15 protein-coding genes are annotated in these 20,186 nt (G+C 25.9%); 4 read left to right on the forward strand and 11 right to left on the reverse strand.

Annotated features, from left to right (window positions below; genetic code table 11):
• Window positions 1-38: 38 nt before the first annotated feature.
• Window positions 39-1,475, forward strand: coding sequence for a PTS glucose transporter subunit IIBC (gene ptsG, locus CRV12_RS00630; protein WP_136130718.1), 1,437 nt, complete (start codon window positions 39-41; stop codon window positions 1,473-1,475).
• Between the two features lie 36 nt (window positions 1,476-1,511).
• Complete coding sequence (locus CRV12_RS00635) at window positions 1,512-1,856, forward strand: HIT domain-containing protein (RefSeq protein ID WP_136130719.1); 345 nt, start codon at window positions 1,512-1,514, stop codon at window positions 1,854-1,856.
• A 191-nt stretch (window positions 1,857-2,047) separates the two neighbouring features.
• Here CRV12_RS00635 and mfd read toward each other — a convergent pair whose 3' ends face one another.
• From mfd to mnmA, 7 genes are all read right to left on the reverse strand, one after another.
• Window positions 2,048-5,497 (reverse strand): transcription-repair coupling factor, encoded by a 3,450-nt coding sequence (mfd, locus tag CRV12_RS00640; RefSeq protein ID WP_136130720.1) that lies wholly within the window; start codon window positions 5,495-5,497, stop codon window positions 2,048-2,050.
• A gap of 343 nt (window positions 5,498-5,840) precedes the next feature.
• Window positions 5,841-6,887, reverse strand: a complete 1,047-nt coding sequence (potD, locus tag CRV12_RS00645) for a spermidine/putrescine ABC transporter substrate-binding protein PotD (protein ID WP_136130721.1) — start codon at window positions 6,885-6,887, stop codon at window positions 5,841-5,843.
• A 12-nt stretch (window positions 6,888-6,899) separates the two neighbouring features.
• Complete coding sequence (potC, locus tag CRV12_RS00650) at window positions 6,900-7,667, reverse strand: spermidine/putrescine ABC transporter permease PotC (protein WP_136130722.1); 768 nt, start codon at window positions 7,665-7,667, stop codon at window positions 6,900-6,902.
• A gap of 14 nt (window positions 7,668-7,681) precedes the next feature.
• The gene (gene potB / locus CRV12_RS00655) at window positions 7,682-8,527 is read right to left on the reverse strand and encodes a spermidine/putrescine ABC transporter permease PotB (protein ID WP_136130723.1); all 846 of its coding nucleotides are present in this window, start codon (window positions 8,525-8,527) and stop codon (window positions 7,682-7,684) included.
• A complete protein-coding gene (gene potA / locus CRV12_RS00660; protein ID WP_136130724.1) occupies window positions 8,511-9,623 on the reverse strand; it encodes a spermidine/putrescine ABC transporter ATP-binding protein PotA in 1,113 nt (370 codons plus the stop codon). Before potA ends, potB begins: the two co-directional genes overlap by 17 nt.
• Before the next feature lie 547 nt (window positions 9,624-10,170).
• Window positions 10,171-11,544, reverse strand: a complete 1,374-nt coding sequence (gene purB / locus CRV12_RS00665; protein WP_136130725.1) for an adenylosuccinate lyase — start codon at window positions 11,542-11,544, stop codon at window positions 10,171-10,173.
• 119 nt (window positions 11,545-11,663) lie between these two features.
• Window positions 11,664-12,767, reverse strand: a complete 1,104-nt coding sequence (gene mnmA, locus CRV12_RS00670; RefSeq protein ID WP_136130726.1) for a tRNA 2-thiouridine(34) synthase MnmA — start codon at window positions 12,765-12,767, stop codon at window positions 11,664-11,666.
• Between the two features lie 481 nt (window positions 12,768-13,248).
• On the opposite strand from mnmA, the gene icd reads away from it, so the two are divergent.
• The gene (icd, locus tag CRV12_RS00675) at window positions 13,249-14,502 is read left to right on the forward strand and encodes an NADP-dependent isocitrate dehydrogenase (RefSeq protein ID WP_136130727.1); all 1,254 of its coding nucleotides are present in this window, start codon (window positions 13,249-13,251) and stop codon (window positions 14,500-14,502) included.
• Between the two features lie 130 nt (window positions 14,503-14,632).
• On the opposite strand, the gene ychF is transcribed toward icd, so the two are convergent.
• From ychF to ispE, 4 genes are all read right to left on the reverse strand, one after another.
• A complete protein-coding gene (gene ychF / locus CRV12_RS00680) occupies window positions 14,633-15,712 on the reverse strand; it encodes a redox-regulated ATPase YchF (protein ID WP_136130728.1) in 1,080 nt (359 codons plus the stop codon).
• A gap of 25 nt (window positions 15,713-15,737) precedes the next feature.
• Complete coding sequence (gene pth / locus CRV12_RS00685; protein WP_136130729.1) at window positions 15,738-16,316, reverse strand: aminoacyl-tRNA hydrolase; 579 nt, start codon at window positions 16,314-16,316, stop codon at window positions 15,738-15,740.
• A gap of 110 nt (window positions 16,317-16,426) precedes the next feature.
• On the reverse strand, window positions 16,427-17,374 hold the full coding sequence (locus tag CRV12_RS00690; RefSeq protein ID WP_136130730.1) for a ribose-phosphate pyrophosphokinase: 948 nt from the start codon (window positions 17,372-17,374) through the stop codon (window positions 16,427-16,429).
• A 127-nt stretch (window positions 17,375-17,501) separates the two neighbouring features.
• Window positions 17,502-18,368, reverse strand: a complete 867-nt coding sequence (gene ispE, locus CRV12_RS00695) for a 4-(cytidine 5'-diphospho)-2-C-methyl-D-erythritol kinase (RefSeq protein WP_136130731.1) — start codon at window positions 18,366-18,368, stop codon at window positions 17,502-17,504.
• Window positions 18,369-18,909: 541 nt separating this feature from the next.
• Here ispE and hemA point away from each other — a divergent pair.
• The gene (gene hemA / locus CRV12_RS00700) at window positions 18,910-20,166 is read left to right on the forward strand and encodes a glutamyl-tRNA reductase (RefSeq protein ID WP_136130732.1); all 1,257 of its coding nucleotides are present in this window, start codon (window positions 18,910-18,912) and stop codon (window positions 20,164-20,166) included.
• Window positions 20,167-20,186: the final 20 nt, after the last annotated feature.

Genomic DNA, 20,186 nt, shown 5'->3' on the forward strand with positions numbered 1-20,186 from the left:
GTCTATAAAATAGATTTATATTGTAGGAGTTCTAAATTATGTTGAAAAATGCTTTTGCTAACTTACAAAAAATTGGTAAATCACTTATGTTACCAATATCAGTATTACCAATTGCAGGAATCTTATTAGGTTTAGGATCAGCTAATTTTAGCTTATTACCTAATACAATGTCACATGTGATGGCAGAAGCTGGTGAGTCAGTTTTTTCTAATATGCCGTTAATTTTTGCAATAGGCATAGCACTAGGTTTTACCAATAATGATGGAGTATCAGCTTTAGCTGCGGTTATATCTTATAGTATAATGGTAAAAACAATGCTGACAGTATCTTCATTAATGTTATGTGATACTGTACAACACATTGAAATCAAACATCTTACTGATACTGGTGTTTTAGGGGGTATTATTATTGGGTTTTTAGTATCATATATGTTTAATACATTTTATCGTATTACATTGCCAGAATATTTAGGTTTTTTTAATGGTAAGCGTTTCGTACCAATTATTTCTGGATTATCTGCAATTATTATAGGGTTATTTCTGTCTATTATTTGGCCACCTATAGGATTTACAATTGAAAATTTTTCAGAATGGGCAGCTTACCAAAATCCTATAATTGCTTTTGGTATCTACGGATTAGTTGAGCGTATTTTAATGCCATTAGGTTTGCATCATATATGGAATGTTCCTTTTCAAATGCAAATTGGTGAGTTTGTTACTAAATCCGGACAAATATTTCATGGTGATATTCCAAGATATATGGCTGGAGATTTAACTGCAGGTAAATTATCTGGTGGATTTATATTTAAAATGTTTGGATTGCCAGCAGCTGCACTTGCAATTTGGCATACAACTAAACCTGAAAATAGCGCAAAAATAGGCGGTATTATGGTTACAGCAATGTTAACTTCTTTCTTAACTGGTATTACTGAGCCTATTGAATTTTCTTTTATGTTTGTTGCTCCTGTTCTTTATATTATCCATTCAATTTTAGCTGGCTTAGCTTTTCCTATATGTATTTTATTTGATATGCGCAATGGAACTAGTTTTTCACATGGTTTGATTGATTTTATTATTTTAAGTGGACATGGTAGTAAAATTTGGTTATTTCCAATAGTTGGAACTATATATTTTTTAATTTATTATTTATTATTTCGTTTTTTAATTATTAAATTTGATTTTAAAACACCAGGACGTGAGAAATTAACTAAACACCAGTCATCATTGACTGATAATGAAATAGCAAGAAAGTTAATTATAGCTTTTGGTGGTAAAGAAAATATTACAAATCTTGATGCTTGTATTACTCGTCTTCGAGTAAAAGTAATTGATATAAATAAGGTAAATAAAATAGAACTGGAAAACCTTGGTGCAAAAGGTATTGTTATATCTGGATCTGGTATTCAAGTGATTTTTGGTACCAAATCTGGTAATCTTAAAACCGATATAGACGATTATATTAAATTATATAGTTAATAAAAAATTTAAATTATTTTATATAAGGAATGATTTATGATTGAAGAAACTATTTTTAGTAAAATTATTAAGCATGAAACTTCTGCAGATGTATTATATCAAGATGAACTAGTAACAGCATTTCGTGATATTTTTCCTAAAGCACCAGTTCATATTCTTATTGTTCCTAATATATTAATTTCAACTGTAAATGAAGTTAAATATGAACATGAACAAATATTAGGTAGAATGTTTACTGTAGCAGCTAAAATTGCAATAGAAGAAAACATTAAAGATGACGGTTACAGACTTGTTGTAAACTGTAATAAAAATGCTGGACAAGAAATTTACCATATTCATATGCATTTGTTAGGAGGCACATTACTAGGTCCTATGTTATAGTATAATGTGTTTAATTAACTTAAAATTAAATAGATTATTTAATAATTTATTTACAATATACTTATAATTATGAAAGAAAGTTTTTAAAAATCAAAGAATAATTGTGTAATATAATATTAAGTTTATTACATTAAGAGTAATTGCATATATTTTAAACAACAGATGACTTTATTAAACAACGGACGACTTTTTTAATATTTTAAACTATTAATGAAATTTTTTATCCATTTTATTCTTGAGTTTTGTTCCTTTATGCCATCACGAAAATAAAATCTCAATTTTGTATTTCCTTCTAACTTCCATTTATTTGGTTCTTTTTGTATTAGATTAACTAATTTTAAAGTATTGATATTATTTTTTGCTAAAAAATTAATATATCCTCCTCTATCACCCATTTTTATCTTACATAAACCTAATTGATGAGCTTGTAATCGCAACGATGCAATATCAAATAAATTATTTGTTGAATCAGGTAATAAACCAAAATTATTGATTATATCATTTTTTATTTCTTCTAACTCATATTCATTTTTAGCTCTTGCAATTTTCTTATAGATAGATAAACGCATACTTGTATTTTCAATGAATTTATCTGGAATAAGAGATGGTATTTGAAGTTCTATTTCAATATTATTATTTAATAGATTTTCTAGTGAAAGATTATTATTTTTAAGATCATTAATAGAATTCTCTAATAATTCTGTATAAAGTGATAAGCCAAGTGTTTCTATTTGACCACTTTGTTTTTCGCCAAGTAATTCGCCTGATCCACGAATTTCTAAATCATTTGTTGATACTGTAAAACCAGTACCTAGCTCCTTTAAAGATTCAATTACTTCAAATCTTTTTTTTGCTTCTTTAGTAATTTTTTTATTTGGCGTTAATAACCAAGCATATGCTTGGTAGTGTAAACGTCCAACCCTACCTCGTAATTGGTATAGTTGAGCCAAACCAAAATGGTCAGCTTGTTCAATAATAATTGTATTAGCATTAGGAATATCAATACCACTTTCAATTATAGTGGTACATACTAGTATATTGAAATGTCCATAATAAAAATTTTTCATTACTTTTTTTAGATCATATTCATGCATTTGTCCATGAGCAATAGCTACATTAGCTTCTGGTACTAATTGATTTATATAATTTGCTATCTTTTCAATATCACTAATTTTATTATGTAAATAATATACCTGACCACCTCTAGAAATCTCACGTAAAATTACTTCACGTATTATTGAGTAATTAAATTCAGTTATAAAAACTTTAACAGGCAAACGATGATCAGGTGGAGTAGTAATAATAGAAATATCTCGTATACCCGTAATTGCCATATATAATGTACGTGGTATTGGTGTTGCTGTTAATGTTACTATATCAATATTGTTGTATCTTGCTTTAATTTGTTCTTTTTGAAATACTCCAAATCGATGTTCTTCATCAATAATTAGCAATCCTAAATTTTTCCATTTGATATTTTTATTTAATAATTTATGAGTACCTATTACAATATCTAACTCACCTTTTTTTATTTTTTCTAAAATTTGTTCTTGATCTTTAAAATTTTTAAAATCAGATAGTATCTCAATCTTAATTGACCAAGAACTAAATCTATTTTTAAAATTTTCATAATGTTGTTGTGCTAAAATAGTAGTTGGCACAAGAATGGAAACTTGTTTGTTATTTTCAATAGCGATAAATGCAGAGTGCATTGCTACTTCAGTTTTACCAAAACCTGCATCGCCACATATTAGTCTATCCATTGCTATAGGTTGACACATATCTCCTAATATATCATTTATAGCTTTTTGTTGATCTAAAGTAATATTAAATGGAAAATCATTACAAAATGATTTATATCTTTGTTTATTATATTTAAAACAATAACCAATATTTAATTTTCTATTACAATAAATATCCAAAAGTTCTGCAGCAACATCATGAATTTTTTCAATAGCTTTTTTTCTTGAGCGCAACCAATTATCACTACCTAATTTATGAAGTGTTACATTATCACTAGAATGACCTGTGTAGCAGTTAATTAAATGAAGAGATGTTACTGGTACATAAAGCTTAGTATCATTAGCATAAATCAGAATCAAATATTCAGAATTAATACCATTAGTTTCAATAGTTGTTAAACCCATATAAAGACCTATGCCATGTTCTAAATGGACTACAGGTTGACCATAATTTATCTTTTCAGTTTTAAAAAAAGATTTAGCTATGTTTAATGTCTTCCATTGTATTTTATCATTATCATAAATATTAAAATTATCATTATTTAATATATCTCTTTCGCAGATAAAAGCCCTATTATTACTAATATCTATAAAACCATTACTAATTTTACTGATTATTAAGGTAAATTTATTATTAAATAATAAATTATAATCTTTGATAAAAGATGGATTTAATTTTATATATGTTAGTAATTTTTGAATTTTCTTTTGATTGATTTTATCCTTAACACAAAATGTTATATAACCATTAAATTTTTTAATAAATTGATCTAAACGTTCCAGTGATATTTTCTTATCTCCTTTTTCAGTTAATATTAATGAAGGTAGTGATTTATAACCTAAGTTAATATTATTTTCTTTTTTAGGTAATGTTGTATTAGTTATTTTTATTTGAGGCAATTTATTGAATTGATTTAATAAATAATTAGGATTTATCCATAAATAGTTTGGATGTAATAAGTATTTATTAAAGATAGCACTATTGTCATAGTGTCTATGTATTTTATTCCAAAAATTTAAAGCACTTTCTTGTAAATTGCTGTGGTGAATAATTATAGTATTATTTGAAAGATAATTAAATAAAGTAGACAAAGGTTGATCAAAAAACAATGGGTACCAATATTCAATACCAGAAGGTATAATGCCTCTACTAATATTAGTATATATATAATTCTTCTCTAGAGGAGTATTAAAAAATTTTTCCCAATTTTTACAAAAAAGTTTTAAAGAATTTTTATTAATAGGTAATTCATGTTTAGGAAACAGATTAATTTCTGATACTTTATCGATAATTTTTTGTTGATTAAAACTTATCTTGCATATATTATTTACATAATTATCAATTAAATCAATTCTATATAGTTGATTGTGACCTATAGGAAATAAATTAATAAAGCTATCGTTTTTAAAATTAAATTCACCTTGTTCAATTATTTGATTAACATATTTGTAACCAAATTGCTCCAATTTTTCTTTTAAGTAACAATCAGATAATTTTTTTCCTTGCTTTATTAATAAGGTATTCTTAAATAAAGAATAACTTGGACAAATACGTTGCATCAGTGTTGTTATTGATACAATTAATATACCATGTTTTAACTTAGGTAATTTATAAAGTGTTGAAATTCTATCTGATATTACTTTTTGACTGGGTGATGACTTACTATAAGGAACTGTTTCCCAATCAGGAAAATAATAAATTGGATGTTTACTAAACTGACTTATTTCATCAAATATTTTAAAAGCAATTTTTGTGTCTTCGGTAACTATTAATACAAAACCAAAATGTTTTTCAATAATATTAGCATATTCTATTGCATATGAACCACCAACTAATTGACCAAAATAATAAATATCACCTGCTTTTTTAGGTATAAACTGGTAATTTTTTTTAGACATAACAATCCGAAATCTTCTAATTTTTAATTTAGTATATTTGATTATTTAATAATAATTTTTATATATTATATAATCTAGAATTGTAAAATATTTTTACTTGAAAAGTATAGTTTAAAACTACAAGCTATATTTAATATAACTTGATAAAGTTATATAATGTATTTATATTTCTAGATTAAAATTATGTCTTTTTAATTTTTTATTATAAAAACAGTATTAAAATAAATTTAAGTTTGGTTCCCAATTATATATACCATGTTTACTATTTTTAATAATAAAAAAATAAAAACTACATAAATTTTTAAGCAGAAATATAGTAAAAATTATTTTTTATTGATTATGTTTAATTATCTGCTTTGAGTTTTTGAAACAAAGTTTCGTATTCTCTGCTAGCATTTCCTACATCATTTTGCCATTCGCCTTTTTTTATAAGGTCTACGGATGGATATAGTAATTTATCTCTAGTTATTTTTGTTGGTAAAAATTTTTTTGCTTCCCTATTTGCAGTCGGATATCCAATAGCTATAGCTACCTTAGCAGCAATTTCTGGTCGAAGTAAAAAATTAATTAGCTTTAAAGCACCTTCTTTATTTTTTGCATTTATTGGAATTGCAAGATTATCCATCCAAAAAATACCTCCCTCTTTAGGCCAAATTGTTTGTAATGGAGCACCAGCTTGACGTACTATATATGCAGAACCATTCCAAACCATTCCTAATGATATATCTCCTTCCATATAAGGATTGCCAGGATTGTCAGAATTAAATGCTAATACATTTGGCATGAGCTTCTTTAATTCTATATATGCAGATTTAATTTGTTTCATATTTGTAGTGTTACCTGAAATTCCTAGTTTACGTAATGCTATTTGAAATACTTCACGAGCATCATCAATTAATAGCAATTTATTTTTATATTTCGGTTTCCATAAATCAGACCAACTAGTAATGGTTTTAGGATCAATTTCAGAAGAATTCACTCCAATGATAGTAGCACCCCATATATACGGAATAGAATAATCATTATTAGGATCAAATGGTTTATTTAATAAGTTAGTATCTAGATTGTTAAAATTAGTTAATGCAACTTTATCAATTTTTTGCAACATATTTTCTTTGCGCATTTTGGCTACAAAATAGCTTGAAGGAACTATTAGATCATAGGATCCACTTTTCCAAGTTTTTAGTTTGGAATACATAATTTCATTAGATTCATAAGTTGAATAAATAACTTTAATACCTGTTTCTTTACTAAACTGTTCTAATAATCCTGATGGAACATATTCTGTCCAGTTATAAAAATATAAAACATTACTACTTCGTATTTCTGCATATACAATATTACAAACAAAGATTATTAAAGCAATAAATAATTTAATAAAACAACCCAATATTATTATCTCCTATTTTTTAAGAAGTCTTAAATGGCTAATAGCTATTAATAATAAAGATATTAATACTAAAATTACTGTGATTGCATTTACTTCTGGTGAAATTCCAACTTTAACCATTGAATAAATTTTTAATGGTAAAATTTCGAAATTAGGACTAGTAACAAAAGATGATACTATAACGTCATCCATAGATAAAGTAAAACTAAGTAACCATCCTGCAGATACTGCTGGTATAGCTAATGGTAATATTACTTTTTTTAAAATAATAATTTCATTAGCACCTAGATCTTTTGCAGCTTCAAATATACGAATATCAAAATTTTTTAACCATGAATAAATAGTAACTACTACAAAAGGAAGACAAAAAGTGATGTGAGAAATTAATAATGACCAAAAACCAAGAGGTATACCTAATAGCATAAACAATACTAATAAGGAAATTGCCATAACAATATCTGGTGACATCATTACAGTAAATAACATTCCATTAATAAATTGTTTACCGCAAAAATGATAACGATAAATGGCTAAAGCTGTTAAAGAACCTATAATAGTCGCTATGCTAGCAGAACATATTCCTATAATTAATGAATTTTGAGCAGCTTGAATTAAACTATCGTTATGCATTAATGTTTTATACCAATGTGTACTAAAACCTTGCCAATGTATACCAAATTTAGATATGTTAAATGAATTAGTAATTAAAATTAAGATAGGAATATAGAGCCAAGTGTAAATAATAGTCATAAAAATACCACGTAAGTAATGTACCATCATTTTAACTGCTCACCTTAGTGCTTTAATAAACGCATAGTACGCCAATAAATTAATAACATTATCCACATTAAAAATGTTACTACTACACTTATACAGGCTCCAAATGGCCAATCTCTAATGTTAAGAAATTGATTCCTTATTATATTTCCAATAAGCAAATTTTTTGCGCCTCCCATTAAATCTGATACATAAAACATACCCATAGCAGGAATTACTACCAATAAACATCCAGCAACTATTCCAGGCATACTCAACGGTAATACAATATAAAAAAAAGTTTGTATTTTATTTGCACCTAAATCATAAGCAGCTTCTAAACAAGTTTTATCTAATTTTTCTAAATTGGAATATATAGGTAATACCATAAATGGTAATAAAATATATACTAATCCTAATATTACAGCTTCAGGTTTATATATAATATGAAAAGGTCTATTAATTAGACCAAACCACATTAGAAAATTGTTTAGCCATCCCCTAGTGCTTAAAAAAATTTTTAAGCAATAAATTCGTACTAAAGAGTTAGTCCAAAACGGTACAATTAGTAAAAATAGCATTATTGGTTTCAGATGTAATGGTAATTTAGTTAAATACCATGCAAATGGATATCCTAACAACAAGCAAAATATAGTAGCTATAACTGCTATATTTAAAGAATGTAATAATACCTTTATATATAAAGGATCTAATAATCGTATATAATTTTCAAATGTAAATTGAAAACTAATTAAATGATTATCATCACGCATTAAAAAACTAGTTATAAAGATCATTAAATTTGGTAAAAATATAAATACAATCAACCATCCAACTATTAACGATATGACTATTTTTTGAAGTTTATTAATCATCAATTTCATATGGTAAAACTACCTCCCAACTCTTTACCCAATTAACAACCATTTTTTGATCTAAAAAATGATCAACATCTGGATCATCTTCATTAAAAAACTCACTTACAGTAATTAACTTACCGTTTTCTAGTTCTATAGTTGACTCTAGTGTCATACCCTTGTAATTTAACTCTCTTACATAACCAATTAACCCATCTACAGTATTGTTATGTGCTTCTTTAACACGTAAATCTTCTGGACGCAACATAACATGTAACCTATCACCTGTTTTAACAGGGAATGGACAGTAAATATCACATTCACAACCTTCGACTAGTGCACGTACATAAGAATTTTTATCGCTTTTAATCACTTTTGTATCAAATACATTAATTTCTCCGATAAATCGTGCTACAAATAAATTTTTTGGTTTTTCATATATTTCTCGTGGTGTACCGTCTTGTTCAATCTTGCCATTACGCATTACCACAATACGATCAGACATTACAAGCGCTTCTTCTTGATCATGAGTAACAAAAATAAAAGTAATACCAAGTTTACGCTGCATTGCTTTAAGTTCATTTTGCATTTGTTTACGTAATTTATAATCTAAAGCTGATAAAGGTTCATCTAAAAGTAATACCTTTGGACGATTGATCACAGCTCTAGCAATAGCTACACGTTGTTGCTGTCCGCCAGAAAGTTGATGTGGATGACGTTTGCCAAAATGCTCTAGTTGTACCATGGTTAAAGCATCTTTAACACGTGTAATAATTTCATATGAAGGAGTTTTTTGCATACGTAAACCAAAAGCAACATTTTCAAATACAGACATATGTGGAAAGAGTGCATAACTTTGAAATACTGTATTAATATTACGTTCTTCAGCAGATGTATTAGTAATATTATTGTTATTAAGTAAAATATAGCCTTTATTAGCTTTTTCTAAACCAGCAATTAAACGTAATATAGTAGTTTTTCCGCAACCAGAAGGACCTAGAATGGTAATAAATTCACCGTTATAAATCGTTAAATTAAAATTATCAATAATTAATTTATTATCAAAAGATTTACTAATATCAGATAGTATAACCAACGACTCTTTTATATTTTCTTTTGTCATTTTAGTCTCATTCTATTTAAAATTAATAAAGTAATAAATCAACTATTTAAAAATAATTAATGATATAAACAAGCAAAAATAAAAAAAACAACAAACTATTATTGTCTTATCTTGATATTTAAAGTTATTCTTACAATAAATACTATAATTAGTATAGTTAGATAAATTCAATTAAATTTATATTGTTTTTTTACTAATTTTGCAGTAAGTTAATTCATTTAATAAATATTAAAAAATATTAATGATAATAATAATTAATCATCTATTATTATGTAATTAAAGTAATTAAATTAGCAATGAAAGAGTATAAAAATAGGTAAATCATTAGTTGTTTTTTAAAAAAAATAATTTTTGTGAAAATAATATTAATTAAAATAATTCAATTACATTATAATTAATAATTATATTTGTATTTATTTTTATAAAAATAAATATGAAGATCAATAAATTAAAAAAGACATGATTTTTTAATAATTATTAAATTAGTTTGAGATTTTGATTATTATATTTATTGAAAACATAACAATATCTTGTACAAATCATTATTTTAATCTAAATTATCAACTAATTTAATAGCATACCCAAGGTAATTGCAAGGTGTTAATTTTTTTAAACGTTCTTTCTCTTTTTTTGGGATATTAAGTGTGTCTATAAAATTATATATAGTTAATGAATCAATATTATTACCATATGTTATATCTTTTAATTTTTCGTAAGGTTTGTTAATACCATAACGGCGCATTATCGTTTGGATGGGTTCAGCTAAAATAGCCCAATTATTATTTAAATCATTAATTATACACTTTTTATTTATTTCTAATTTATCAATGCCTTTTAATGCTGATTTATATGCTATAACTGAATAGCTTATACTAACTCCTATGTTACGTAATACGGTAGAATCAGTAAGATCTCGTTGCCATCTAGATATGAGTAATTTACTTGATAAATGTCTCATCATTGCATTAGCTATACCAAGATTGCCTTCAGAATTTTCTAAATCAATAGGATTTATTTTATGAGGCATAGTCGAAGAACCTATCTCTTCATGATTAATGATTTTTTGTTTGAAATAATTTAAAGAGATATAACTCCAAATATCACGATTAAAATCAATTAAGATATTATTGAAACGCGTAATACAATCAAATAATTCTGATATATAATCATGTGGTTCAATTTGTGTAGTATACGGGTTCCATTTTATTCCTAAAGATGTTACAAATTCTTTGCTTAATTCAATCCAATTAACATTTGGATATGCAACAATATGAGCATTGTAATTTCCTACTGCACCATTTATTTTACCTAAAATTTCTATTTTTTTTAATTGTTGTAATTGACGCTGCATACGAAATACAGTATTTGCCATTTCTTTACCAATAGTAGAAGGAGTAGCAGGTTGTCCATGTGTTCTTGATAATAATGGTATATCTTTGTATTTTTTTGCTAAAGTTTTTATCGCATTAATTAATTGATCCCAACACGGTATAATTATATCGTAAAGAGCTGTTTTTAACATTAATGCATAAGACAAATTATTAATATCTTCAGATGTACAAGCAAAATGAACGAATTCAGAAATTTTTTTTAAATTAGAAATAGTTATTATTTTTTCTTTTATAAAATATTCTAATGCTTTTATATCATGATTAGTATTTTTTTCAATATATTTTATACGATTAGCATCATTTTCATTAAAATTATCAATTATTGCATTGAGAAAATCTTTTGTTTTTTTACAAAAAACAGGAATTTCCTTAATTTCTTTAGTATCAGAAAGTTTTTGTAACCAATTAATTTCAATTTTTATACGATATTTAAAGAAAGCATATTCACTAAAAACATTGCGTAATTCATTTACTATATTTCTATAGCGACCATCTATTGGTGATATATTTGTTAAAATAGATGATTCCATTTTTTTAATTCCTAAATTAATATATTTTTCAGTTTCATAAACCAAATAATTAGTATTATTTGAATATTAAAAATATATAACATATCAATTAACTGTTGTATACAGTATTAAATAATATATTATATTAGTGGTAATCTTTTTTTAATAATGCCGCCACCTAAACAAATTTGGTCAAGATAAAAAACAACAGATTGACCTGGTGTTACAGCAATAATAGGTTTATTAAATATTACTTTTATACAATTATCAAGATATGGAATTATTTTGCACGAAATATCTTTTTGTTGATATCTGGTCTTTACAGTACATCTTGAGATGTTTTTGATCAACTTTTCATCAATCCAATGTAAGTTTTGTGCAATCAGACCAACAGAAGCTAAATTTAGGTTACTTTTACCCTGAGCAACTATTAAACGATTATTTTTAATTTCTTTATCAATTACGTACCATGGATAATTATTTGTTTTTGGCAAACCACCAATTCCTAAACCTTTACGTTGCCCTAGAGTATAATATATTACTCCTTGATGTTGACCTATTATTTCACCATCAATAGTTACTATATCTCCTTTACAGCATGGTAAATATTTTTTTAAAAATTCAGCAAAGTTTTTTTTACCTATAAAACAAATACCAGTAGAATCTTTTTTCATAGCATTAATAAAATTGAGTTCTTTTGCAAGATGCCGTACTTGTGTTTTTTTTATATTCCCTAAAGGAAAAATACTTTTTTTAAGTTGATATTGATTGAGTGTATAAAGAAAATAACTTTGATCTTTTTTAATATCCACAGCACGTAATAAGCAATTATTGTTTGAATAATATTGATTGCGAACATAATGACCAGTGGAAATAAAATCAGCATTAAGTTCTTCAATAGCAAATTTCAGAAACAATTTAAACTTTATTTCTTTATTACAAATAATATCAGGATTAGGTGTATAACCCATTCTATACCCCTCAAGACAGGGCTCAAAAACATCATTCCAGTACTCAATAGAAAAATTAACTTTATGTAAATAAATACCAATCTTATCGCAAACTGATTGTGCGTCTTTTAAATCATCTGTGACATTACATCCATCTCCATCATCTTCTTCCCAGTTTTTCATAAACAATCCTTCAACATGATAGTTTTGTTTTTTTAATAACCAAGCTGAAACAGATGAATCAACACCTCCAGACATTCCAATAACTACTTTTTTTTGTTTGATTGTAAACATATTCTGTTTATTTAAAAAATATTAAAAATCCAAATAAATTAATTTTTTTCAGTATATTTGAAATATATTAATAAAATCATTTTAAAATTATTATATAATTTCACATATTATAATTTATTATGTAAAATTTTAATTTTAAAAATATCATATTGTATATATTGTATACTAAATGCAAAAATATTTAAATAATAACTCACTGTGAATAAAAACAATAATAATTTTCTTATAATAACATTAGAAGATCATTTTAGTACTTAATTTTTATCTATTATTTCACATAAAATACTTTGTTAAAGTATCAATAAATCTAATTTCTTAGAAAATTTATTTGCATTAAATTTTTATGAAATAAAATTATGATTAATTTTAAAAACATAATAAATTATGTTTAATGCTATAATATCAAAAATTATATTAATAATTTGTATTGCTTATTAATTAATATCTTAATAATTTAATTCATTAAACATGGAAAATTAAAATGAAATCTAAAGTACTAATTCCCAAGGAAGGTAAAGGAATTGTTTTAAGTAATGGAAAATTAATTTGTCCAAATAACCCAATTATTCCATATATTGAAGGAGATGGTATTGGTATTGATATAACACCTGTAATGATAAAGGTAGTAAATGAAGCTGTAAAAAAAGCTTATGGAAATGCAAGAAAAATTTATTGGATGGAAATTTATTGTGGTGAAAAATCTACTAAAATCTACGGAAAAGATATTTATTTGCCAATAGAAACTTTAAATATAATTAAAAATTATTCTGTAGCTATTAAAGGACCGCTTACAACACCAATAGCTAAAGGTATTAGTTCTTTAAATGTAGCCTTACGTCAACAACTTGATTTATACGTTTGTTTACGTCCAATACGTTATTTTAAAAATACTCCTAGTCCAGTTAAATATCCAGAAAATGTTGATGTAGTGATTTTTCGTGAAAATTCTGAAGATATATATACTGGAATTGAATGGAAGGCTAATTCAACTGAAGCTAACAAAATAATAAATTTTTTAATAAACGAAATGAAAGTAAAAGAAAAAATTCGTTTCTCTAAAGAATGTGGTATAGGTATTAAGTTATGTTCAAAAGAAGGTACACAGCGTCTAATAAATTCAGCAATCAAATATACTATTGATAATAATCGTAATTCACTTACCTTAGTTCATAAGGGAAATATTATGAAATTTACTGAGGGAGCATTTAAAAATTGGGCATATGAATTTTTAGCGAAACAATTTAATGTTGAATTGATAGATCATAATCAATTGATTAAAATGCAGAATCCTAAAACAGGTAATACTATAATTATTAAAGAAATACTTGCTGATGCATTCTTGCAACAAATATTATTACAACCAACTGAATTTGATGTAATTGCTTGCATGAATTTGAATGGGGATTATATTTCTGATGCTATTGCAGCACAGGTAGGAGGCATTGGAATGTCACCTGGAGCAAATATTGGAAATAATTGTATAATATTCGAACCTACACACGGTACTGCACCAAAATATGCAGGATATGATACAGTAAATCCGAGTTCTCTTATTTTATCCGGTGAAATGATGCTTCGTTACTTAAAATGGTCAGAAGCTGCAGATTTTATTATTAAAGGGATATGTAAAGTAATAAATAAAAAAACTGTAACTTATGATTTACAACGACTAATGCATGATGCTACTCTTTTAAGATGTTCTGAATTTGGTGATGCTATTATTGAAAATATGTAGTTGAATTTTTAAGACAAAAAATTAATTATCTGTTGTTATTTATTTTTTTATTTAAAATATTACTTAATATTAAAATTAAAAATTGTACTTAAAGAGATAACATAGATTGATTTTCAATATATTTTACTTACTAAACATTAAATAAAAATTTTATAATATCTCCGTCCTTAATAATATAATTTTTACCTTCTGAACGCATTTTTCCCGCATACTTTGCTCCTTGCTCTCCTTTGTATAGTATATAATCATCAAAGGATATTGTTTGCGCACAAATAAAACCTTTTTTAAAATCACTATGAATTTTACCTGCTGCTTGTGGTGCCGTAGTTCCAACAGGTACCGTCCATGCATGTACTTCTTTTGTGCTAGCAGTAAAATAAGTATGCAAGTTTAGTAATGAATAACTAGCTTCAATCACTCTACTTAAACAATATTTTTCTTCTGATAATAGATTCATATTATGATAATTATCTAATTTATTATTAAATTCATCTAAAGCGCATATGGTAATTACTTTTAAACCTTCTTTTGTAGCTATTTCATATAGTTCATGTAAATAATAATTATTTGTTAAATTTTTTTCTTTAATATTTGCAATATATATGGTTGGCTTCAATGTTAAAAAATTTAAATAACTAATTAAATTTTTTTCTTCTTCAGTTAAATATAATGTACTTAACATATTTGAGTTTAAAAGGTGTACTAGACACTTATCTAATATGCTGATTTCATTAGTAACATTTTTGTTAGTGCTGCTTGTATTCTTTTTTAAACGTTTGATAACATTATCACACATACTTAAATCAGCTAAAATTAATTCATTATTAACAATACTAACATCTTCTATTGGATTAATTTTTTCTTCAACATGAATAATATTTTCATCTGTAAAACAACGAACTACATGACAAATAGCTTCAGCTGTCCTAATATTATTTAGGAATAAATTTCCTAATCCTTCACCTTTAGAAGCACCTTTAATTAATCCAGCTATATCAATAAATTCTATAGTTGTATATACCATATTTTTTGGTTTAAGAAGTGTTTCTAGAAGAATCATTCTTCTATCTGGCACTGAAACTATACCAATATTAGGTTTAATTGTACAAAAGGGAAAATTTGCTGTTTTTATATTCGCGCGAGTAATTGCATTAAAGATAGTGGATTTTCCTACATTAGGTAATCCTATAATACCACATTTAAATCCCAAATTCTGATTTTCCTTTTTTACGATATTAAATTCTAAATGAATTAAGGCGATTAATTGCTTTAATATAACCAGTAGTCAGCCATAGTTCCGTACAAATTACTGCTTGATTAATAGCATGATTAATAAGCTTTTTTTCATTATGTGGTGGTTCACTAAGTACAAATTGATTAACTTTGTTTTGATTACCAGGATGACCAATTCCAATTCTCAATCTATAAAAATTTACATTAAATTTATTAATAATATCTTTTAAACCATTATGTCCACCATGACTGCCACCATATTTAAATTTTGCTATACCAGGAGGAAAATTAAGTTCATCATGTGCAATTAAAATTTCTTCTGGTAAAATCTTATAAAAATTTGCCATCATTCTCACTGCCGTACCACTTAAATTCATAAAAGTATTAGGCATTAATAAATATAATTTATGGTTATCAATATATAATTTTGATGTATTCCCAAAAAATCTATAATCTTTTTTTATACAAAGATGATATTTTTCTATTAATGAATTTATATACCAAGCACCAACATTATGTCTTGTAAAATTATATGGTTTCCCTGGATTTAAAAGACCAACTATTAATCTAATCTTACTCATAAGTAATATTATACCATTTTTAGTACTTTTTATATATTAATTAATATATTTCGAATAAATATTGTAATAGAAATTAACATTTATGTCTAAAAATATTCAATACTAATATATTAATGTTCAAACATTGCGGATATAGATTCATTATTGTTTATACGTCGAATTGCTTCAGCTAACATCCCAGATAACGTAAGCAAACGAACATTTTTTAAAGATTTTATTTCTTCAGATAAAGGAATTGTATCGCATACTATTACTTTATCAATGAGTGAATTACGTATATTTTTTGCTGCAAGTCCAGAAAATATAGGATGTGTAGCATAAGCAAAAACTCGTTTCGCTCCACGTTCTTTTAAAGCCTCTGCTGCTTTACATAATGTACCACCTGTGTCAATCATATCATCAATTAAAACACAATCTCGGTCAGAAACATCTCCAATAACATGCATTACCTGAGCAACATTGTAGTTAGGACGGCGTTTATCAATAATTGCCATATCTGTATCATTTAGTAATTTAGCGATAGCACGAGCACGTACCACTCCACCAATATCAGGAGAAACAACAATTGGATTTATTAATCTAGCATGTAGCATATCATCCAATAAAATTGGACTTCCGAATACATTATCAACTGGAACATCAAAAAAACCTTGTATTTGTTCTGCATGTAAATCAACGGTAAGAACACGATCAACTCCAACATTAGAAAGAAAATCTGCTATTAATTTAGCAGTAATAGGAACCCTAGCGGAACGGACACGTCTATCTTGACGAGCATAACCAAAATAAGGAATAACAGCAGTAATGCGGCTAGCAGAAGCTCTGCGAAGTGCATCTACCATTACAAATAGTTCCATTAAATTATCATTAGTTGGTGCACATGTGGATTGAACAATAAAAATATCACCACCACGTACATTTTCATTTATTTGAACACTGATTTCACCATCACTGAATCTGTTAACAGCAATATTCCCTAATTTACTGTATAAACGATTAGCAATAAGATTTGCTAATGCTGGAGTAGCATTGCCAGTAAACAATTTCATGTCCGACATTACATAATCCTTATCATTATTTAATGATGATTTTTTATTGATTGAATTTAAATAATTAACATCACCTTATTTTTATCGGATACTTTAATTAATAATTAAAGTATTTTATAACATAACTATTTTTTGGTTAATTCCTTAATAAATTGTTCATGAGAAGTACTTGACGAAGAGGGGATATATTGATCCCTTTGGCTATAAATCCAGTAGCATATTTAGGAAGTAAATTAAGTGTATCATAAGCATTTTTTTTGTTATCAAATTCAGAAAAAACACAAGATCCTGTACCAGTTAATCTAGTAGGTGCATATTTCATAAGCAAATTAATAATTTCATCAACTTTATTAAAATTACTTCTAACTATATTTTCACAATCATTGGTAAAAGGCAAATTTAATAGTGTATGTAAACTACGATGTTTTGTATTTCTAGTTAAATTTGAATAATTAAATACCTCTTTAGTACTAATTTTTATATTGGGATAAGTGATAAGATACCATTTTTCTTTAAAATTAATAGGTATAATTTTTTCACCTTTTCCTTGAGCAAAAGATGCTAATCCATAGATAAATATTGGTATATCAGCACCTAATTGTAAAGAGAGTTTTGCAAGTTCGTTTATTGTCAATCTAATTTTCCATAGGTAATTTAGTGCTACCAAAATTGTAGCGGCATTAGATGATCCTCCACCTAATCCACTACCTATAGGCAATTTTTTATTTATATGAATAATTGCACCTGCATTTAAAGGTAATATATTTTTTGCTGTTTTTTTTAATAGATTTGCAGCTTTTATAATTAAATTATTTTCTTTAGGTATATCATTGAATTGTGTAGTTAATTCAATATTACCACTATTATTTATTTTTATTTGCAGTAAATCACCGTAGTCAAGAAACTGAAAAATAGTTTGCACATTATGATAACCATCTGATCTACGATTATTTATGTATAAAAAAAGATTCAATTTTGCAGGAGATGGCCAAATATCTATCATGGAACTTACCATTGTTTTTAAAAAATCGATTATTTTAATTATTAAATTGTATATAAAAAATAAATAAAGATTTTTAGTTTTTTAAGAATAATTATTATATATTTTAATGAAGAGAATTCATTTGCTCTATTTTTTGATTTTTGTTATGAGTTCATTTATATTAATAAAATGAAGTTTTTTAATTTATTCATTAATATTTTATCAATATATTGCAAATCATTTTGCATTTTTTAAATTGCTTAAATGTAATAATGTTGATAATTAAACTATAATATCTGAGTTATTATAAGTAAAACTTATAAACATGAATAATAACTTTTATTAACATATACTATCTATAAAATGTCTTGAAAGTTATGTAAAAATTACAAAAAAATTCTTTTTGATATATGAAAAAACTAATTCACGGATTAAAATGTGCACATTTTACTTAAATTATTATTATAATCTTATATGTTTTTCATCGTTACTATATTATAAAATATCTACTGATAATAATTTTTAAATATAGAATATCCTAACTTGAAACCTTAAATTACTGATGACATTGCTTGTTCTTGGAGTAAATCACAAAACTGCTCCTACTAACCTTCGTGACCGTTTATCATTTGGGCCAGAAATAATACATCAGGCACTTAATAGCCTATTATCTCAACCAATGATACAAAGTGCAGTATTACTTTCAACGTGTAATAGAATAGAAATATATATTAGTGTAAAAAATCAAATTAATTTACAAGAATACCTGATAAATTGGATTTGTGATTATCATAAATTAAATAAGAAATATGTATATAATAGTATCTATTATTATGAAAATAAAGAAGCAATAAGTCATTTAATTCGTGTAGCTAGTGGATTAGATTCAATGATAATAGGTGAGTCACAGATATTTGGTCAAGTTAAACAGGCTTTCGCGATTTCACAAAAATACAGTTACGTAAATAGCGAAATTAATCAAATGTTTCAAAAAGTATTTCATGCAGTAAAACGTATCCGATCTGAAACTGATATAGGATCTAATGCTATTTCTATAGCATTTGCTGCCTGTGCTTTAGCTTGCAAGATGTGTATTTCTTTATCAAAGATGATAGTATTGTTATTAGGAGCAGGTAAAACTATTAACTTAGTAGCACAACACTTACGTAAATATAAAGTAAAAAAAATGATTATTGCCAATCGTACTCGTTCAAATGCTGAAAAATTAGCAGCAGAAGTAAATGCTGAAGTAATTAACCAAGTTGATCTAAATAAACATTTACATAGAGCGGACATTATCATATCTTCAACTTCTAGTCAATTACCACTGATAACTAAAAATATGATAGAAAATGCATTAAGAATAAGGGGCAATAAGCCGGTATTTTTAGTTGATATTTCAGTTCCATACAATGTTGAATTAGAAGTAAATAACTTACCAAATGCTCATCTTTATCGATTAGATGATCTAAAAGAAATTATAGATTCCAATTTAACACTAAGAAAAATTGTATTAGTGCAAGCTGAAAATATAGTAGATCAAGAAAGTAATAAATTTATGTTCTGGTTACAATCACAAAAAGCAGTTCATAGTGTCCGTAAATATCGTGCACAAGCTGAAGATATTCGTATTGAAATGGAAAAAAGAGCATTACAAGCATTACAACAAGGTGCTGATCCTCAAAAAGTGATGCAAGAACTAATATATAAATTAACAAATCGTCTAATTCATGCACCTACAAAATCTCTTCAACAAGCAGCTAGTAATGGTGATAATGAATATTTAAAAATTTTATGTGATAGCTTAGGGTTAAACTAAATTAATTTTATGAAAAAGCT

Source organism: Candidatus Pantoea edessiphila (assembly GCF_002933315.1).
In the GTDB taxonomy this organism is placed as follows: domain Bacteria; phylum Pseudomonadota; class Gammaproteobacteria; order Enterobacterales; family Enterobacteriaceae; genus Pantoea_C.

Excerpts from the sequence above, each read along its gene's own strand:
- potC (WP_136130722.1), bottom strand. The coding sequence starts at position 7,667 with ATGATGGTACATTACTTACGTGGTATTTTTATGACTATTATTTACACT.
- purB (WP_136130725.1), bottom strand. The coding sequence starts at position 11,544 with ATGGAATCATCTATTTTAACAAATATATCACCAATAGATGGTCGCTAT.
- icd (WP_136130727.1), top strand. The coding sequence starts at position 13,249 with ATGAAATCTAAAGTACTAATTCCCAAGGAAGGTAAAGGAATTGTTTTA.
- ispE (WP_136130731.1), bottom strand. The coding sequence starts at position 18,368 with ATGATAGATATTTGGCCATCTCCTGCAAAATTGAATCTTTTTTTATAC.
- mfd (WP_136130720.1), bottom strand. The coding sequence starts at position 5,497 with ATGTCTAAAAAAAATTACCAGTTTATACCTAAAAAAGCAGGTGATATT.
- hemA (WP_136130732.1), top strand. The coding sequence starts at position 18,910 with ATGACATTGCTTGTTCTTGGAGTAAATCACAAAACTGCTCCTACTAAC.
- mnmA (WP_136130726.1), bottom strand. The coding sequence starts at position 12,767 with ATGTTTACAATCAAACAAAAAAAAGTAGTTATTGGAATGTCTGGAGGT.
- potA (WP_136130724.1), bottom strand. The coding sequence starts at position 9,623 with ATGACAAAAGAAAATATAAAAGAGTCGTTGGTTATACTATCTGATATT.
- ptsG (WP_136130718.1), top strand. The coding sequence starts at position 39 with ATGTTGAAAAATGCTTTTGCTAACTTACAAAAAATTGGTAAATCACTT.
- CRV12_RS00690 (WP_136130730.1), bottom strand. The coding sequence starts at position 17,374 with ATGTCGGACATGAAATTGTTTACTGGCAATGCTACTCCAGCATTAGCA.
- pth (WP_136130729.1), bottom strand. The coding sequence starts at position 16,316 with ATGAGTAAGATTAGATTAATAGTTGGTCTTTTAAATCCAGGGAAACCA.
- potB (WP_136130723.1), bottom strand. The coding sequence starts at position 8,527 with ATGAAATTGATGATTAATAAACTTCAAAAAATAGTCATATCGTTAATA.
- CRV12_RS00635 (WP_136130719.1), top strand. The coding sequence starts at position 1,512 with ATGATTGAAGAAACTATTTTTAGTAAAATTATTAAGCATGAAACTTCT.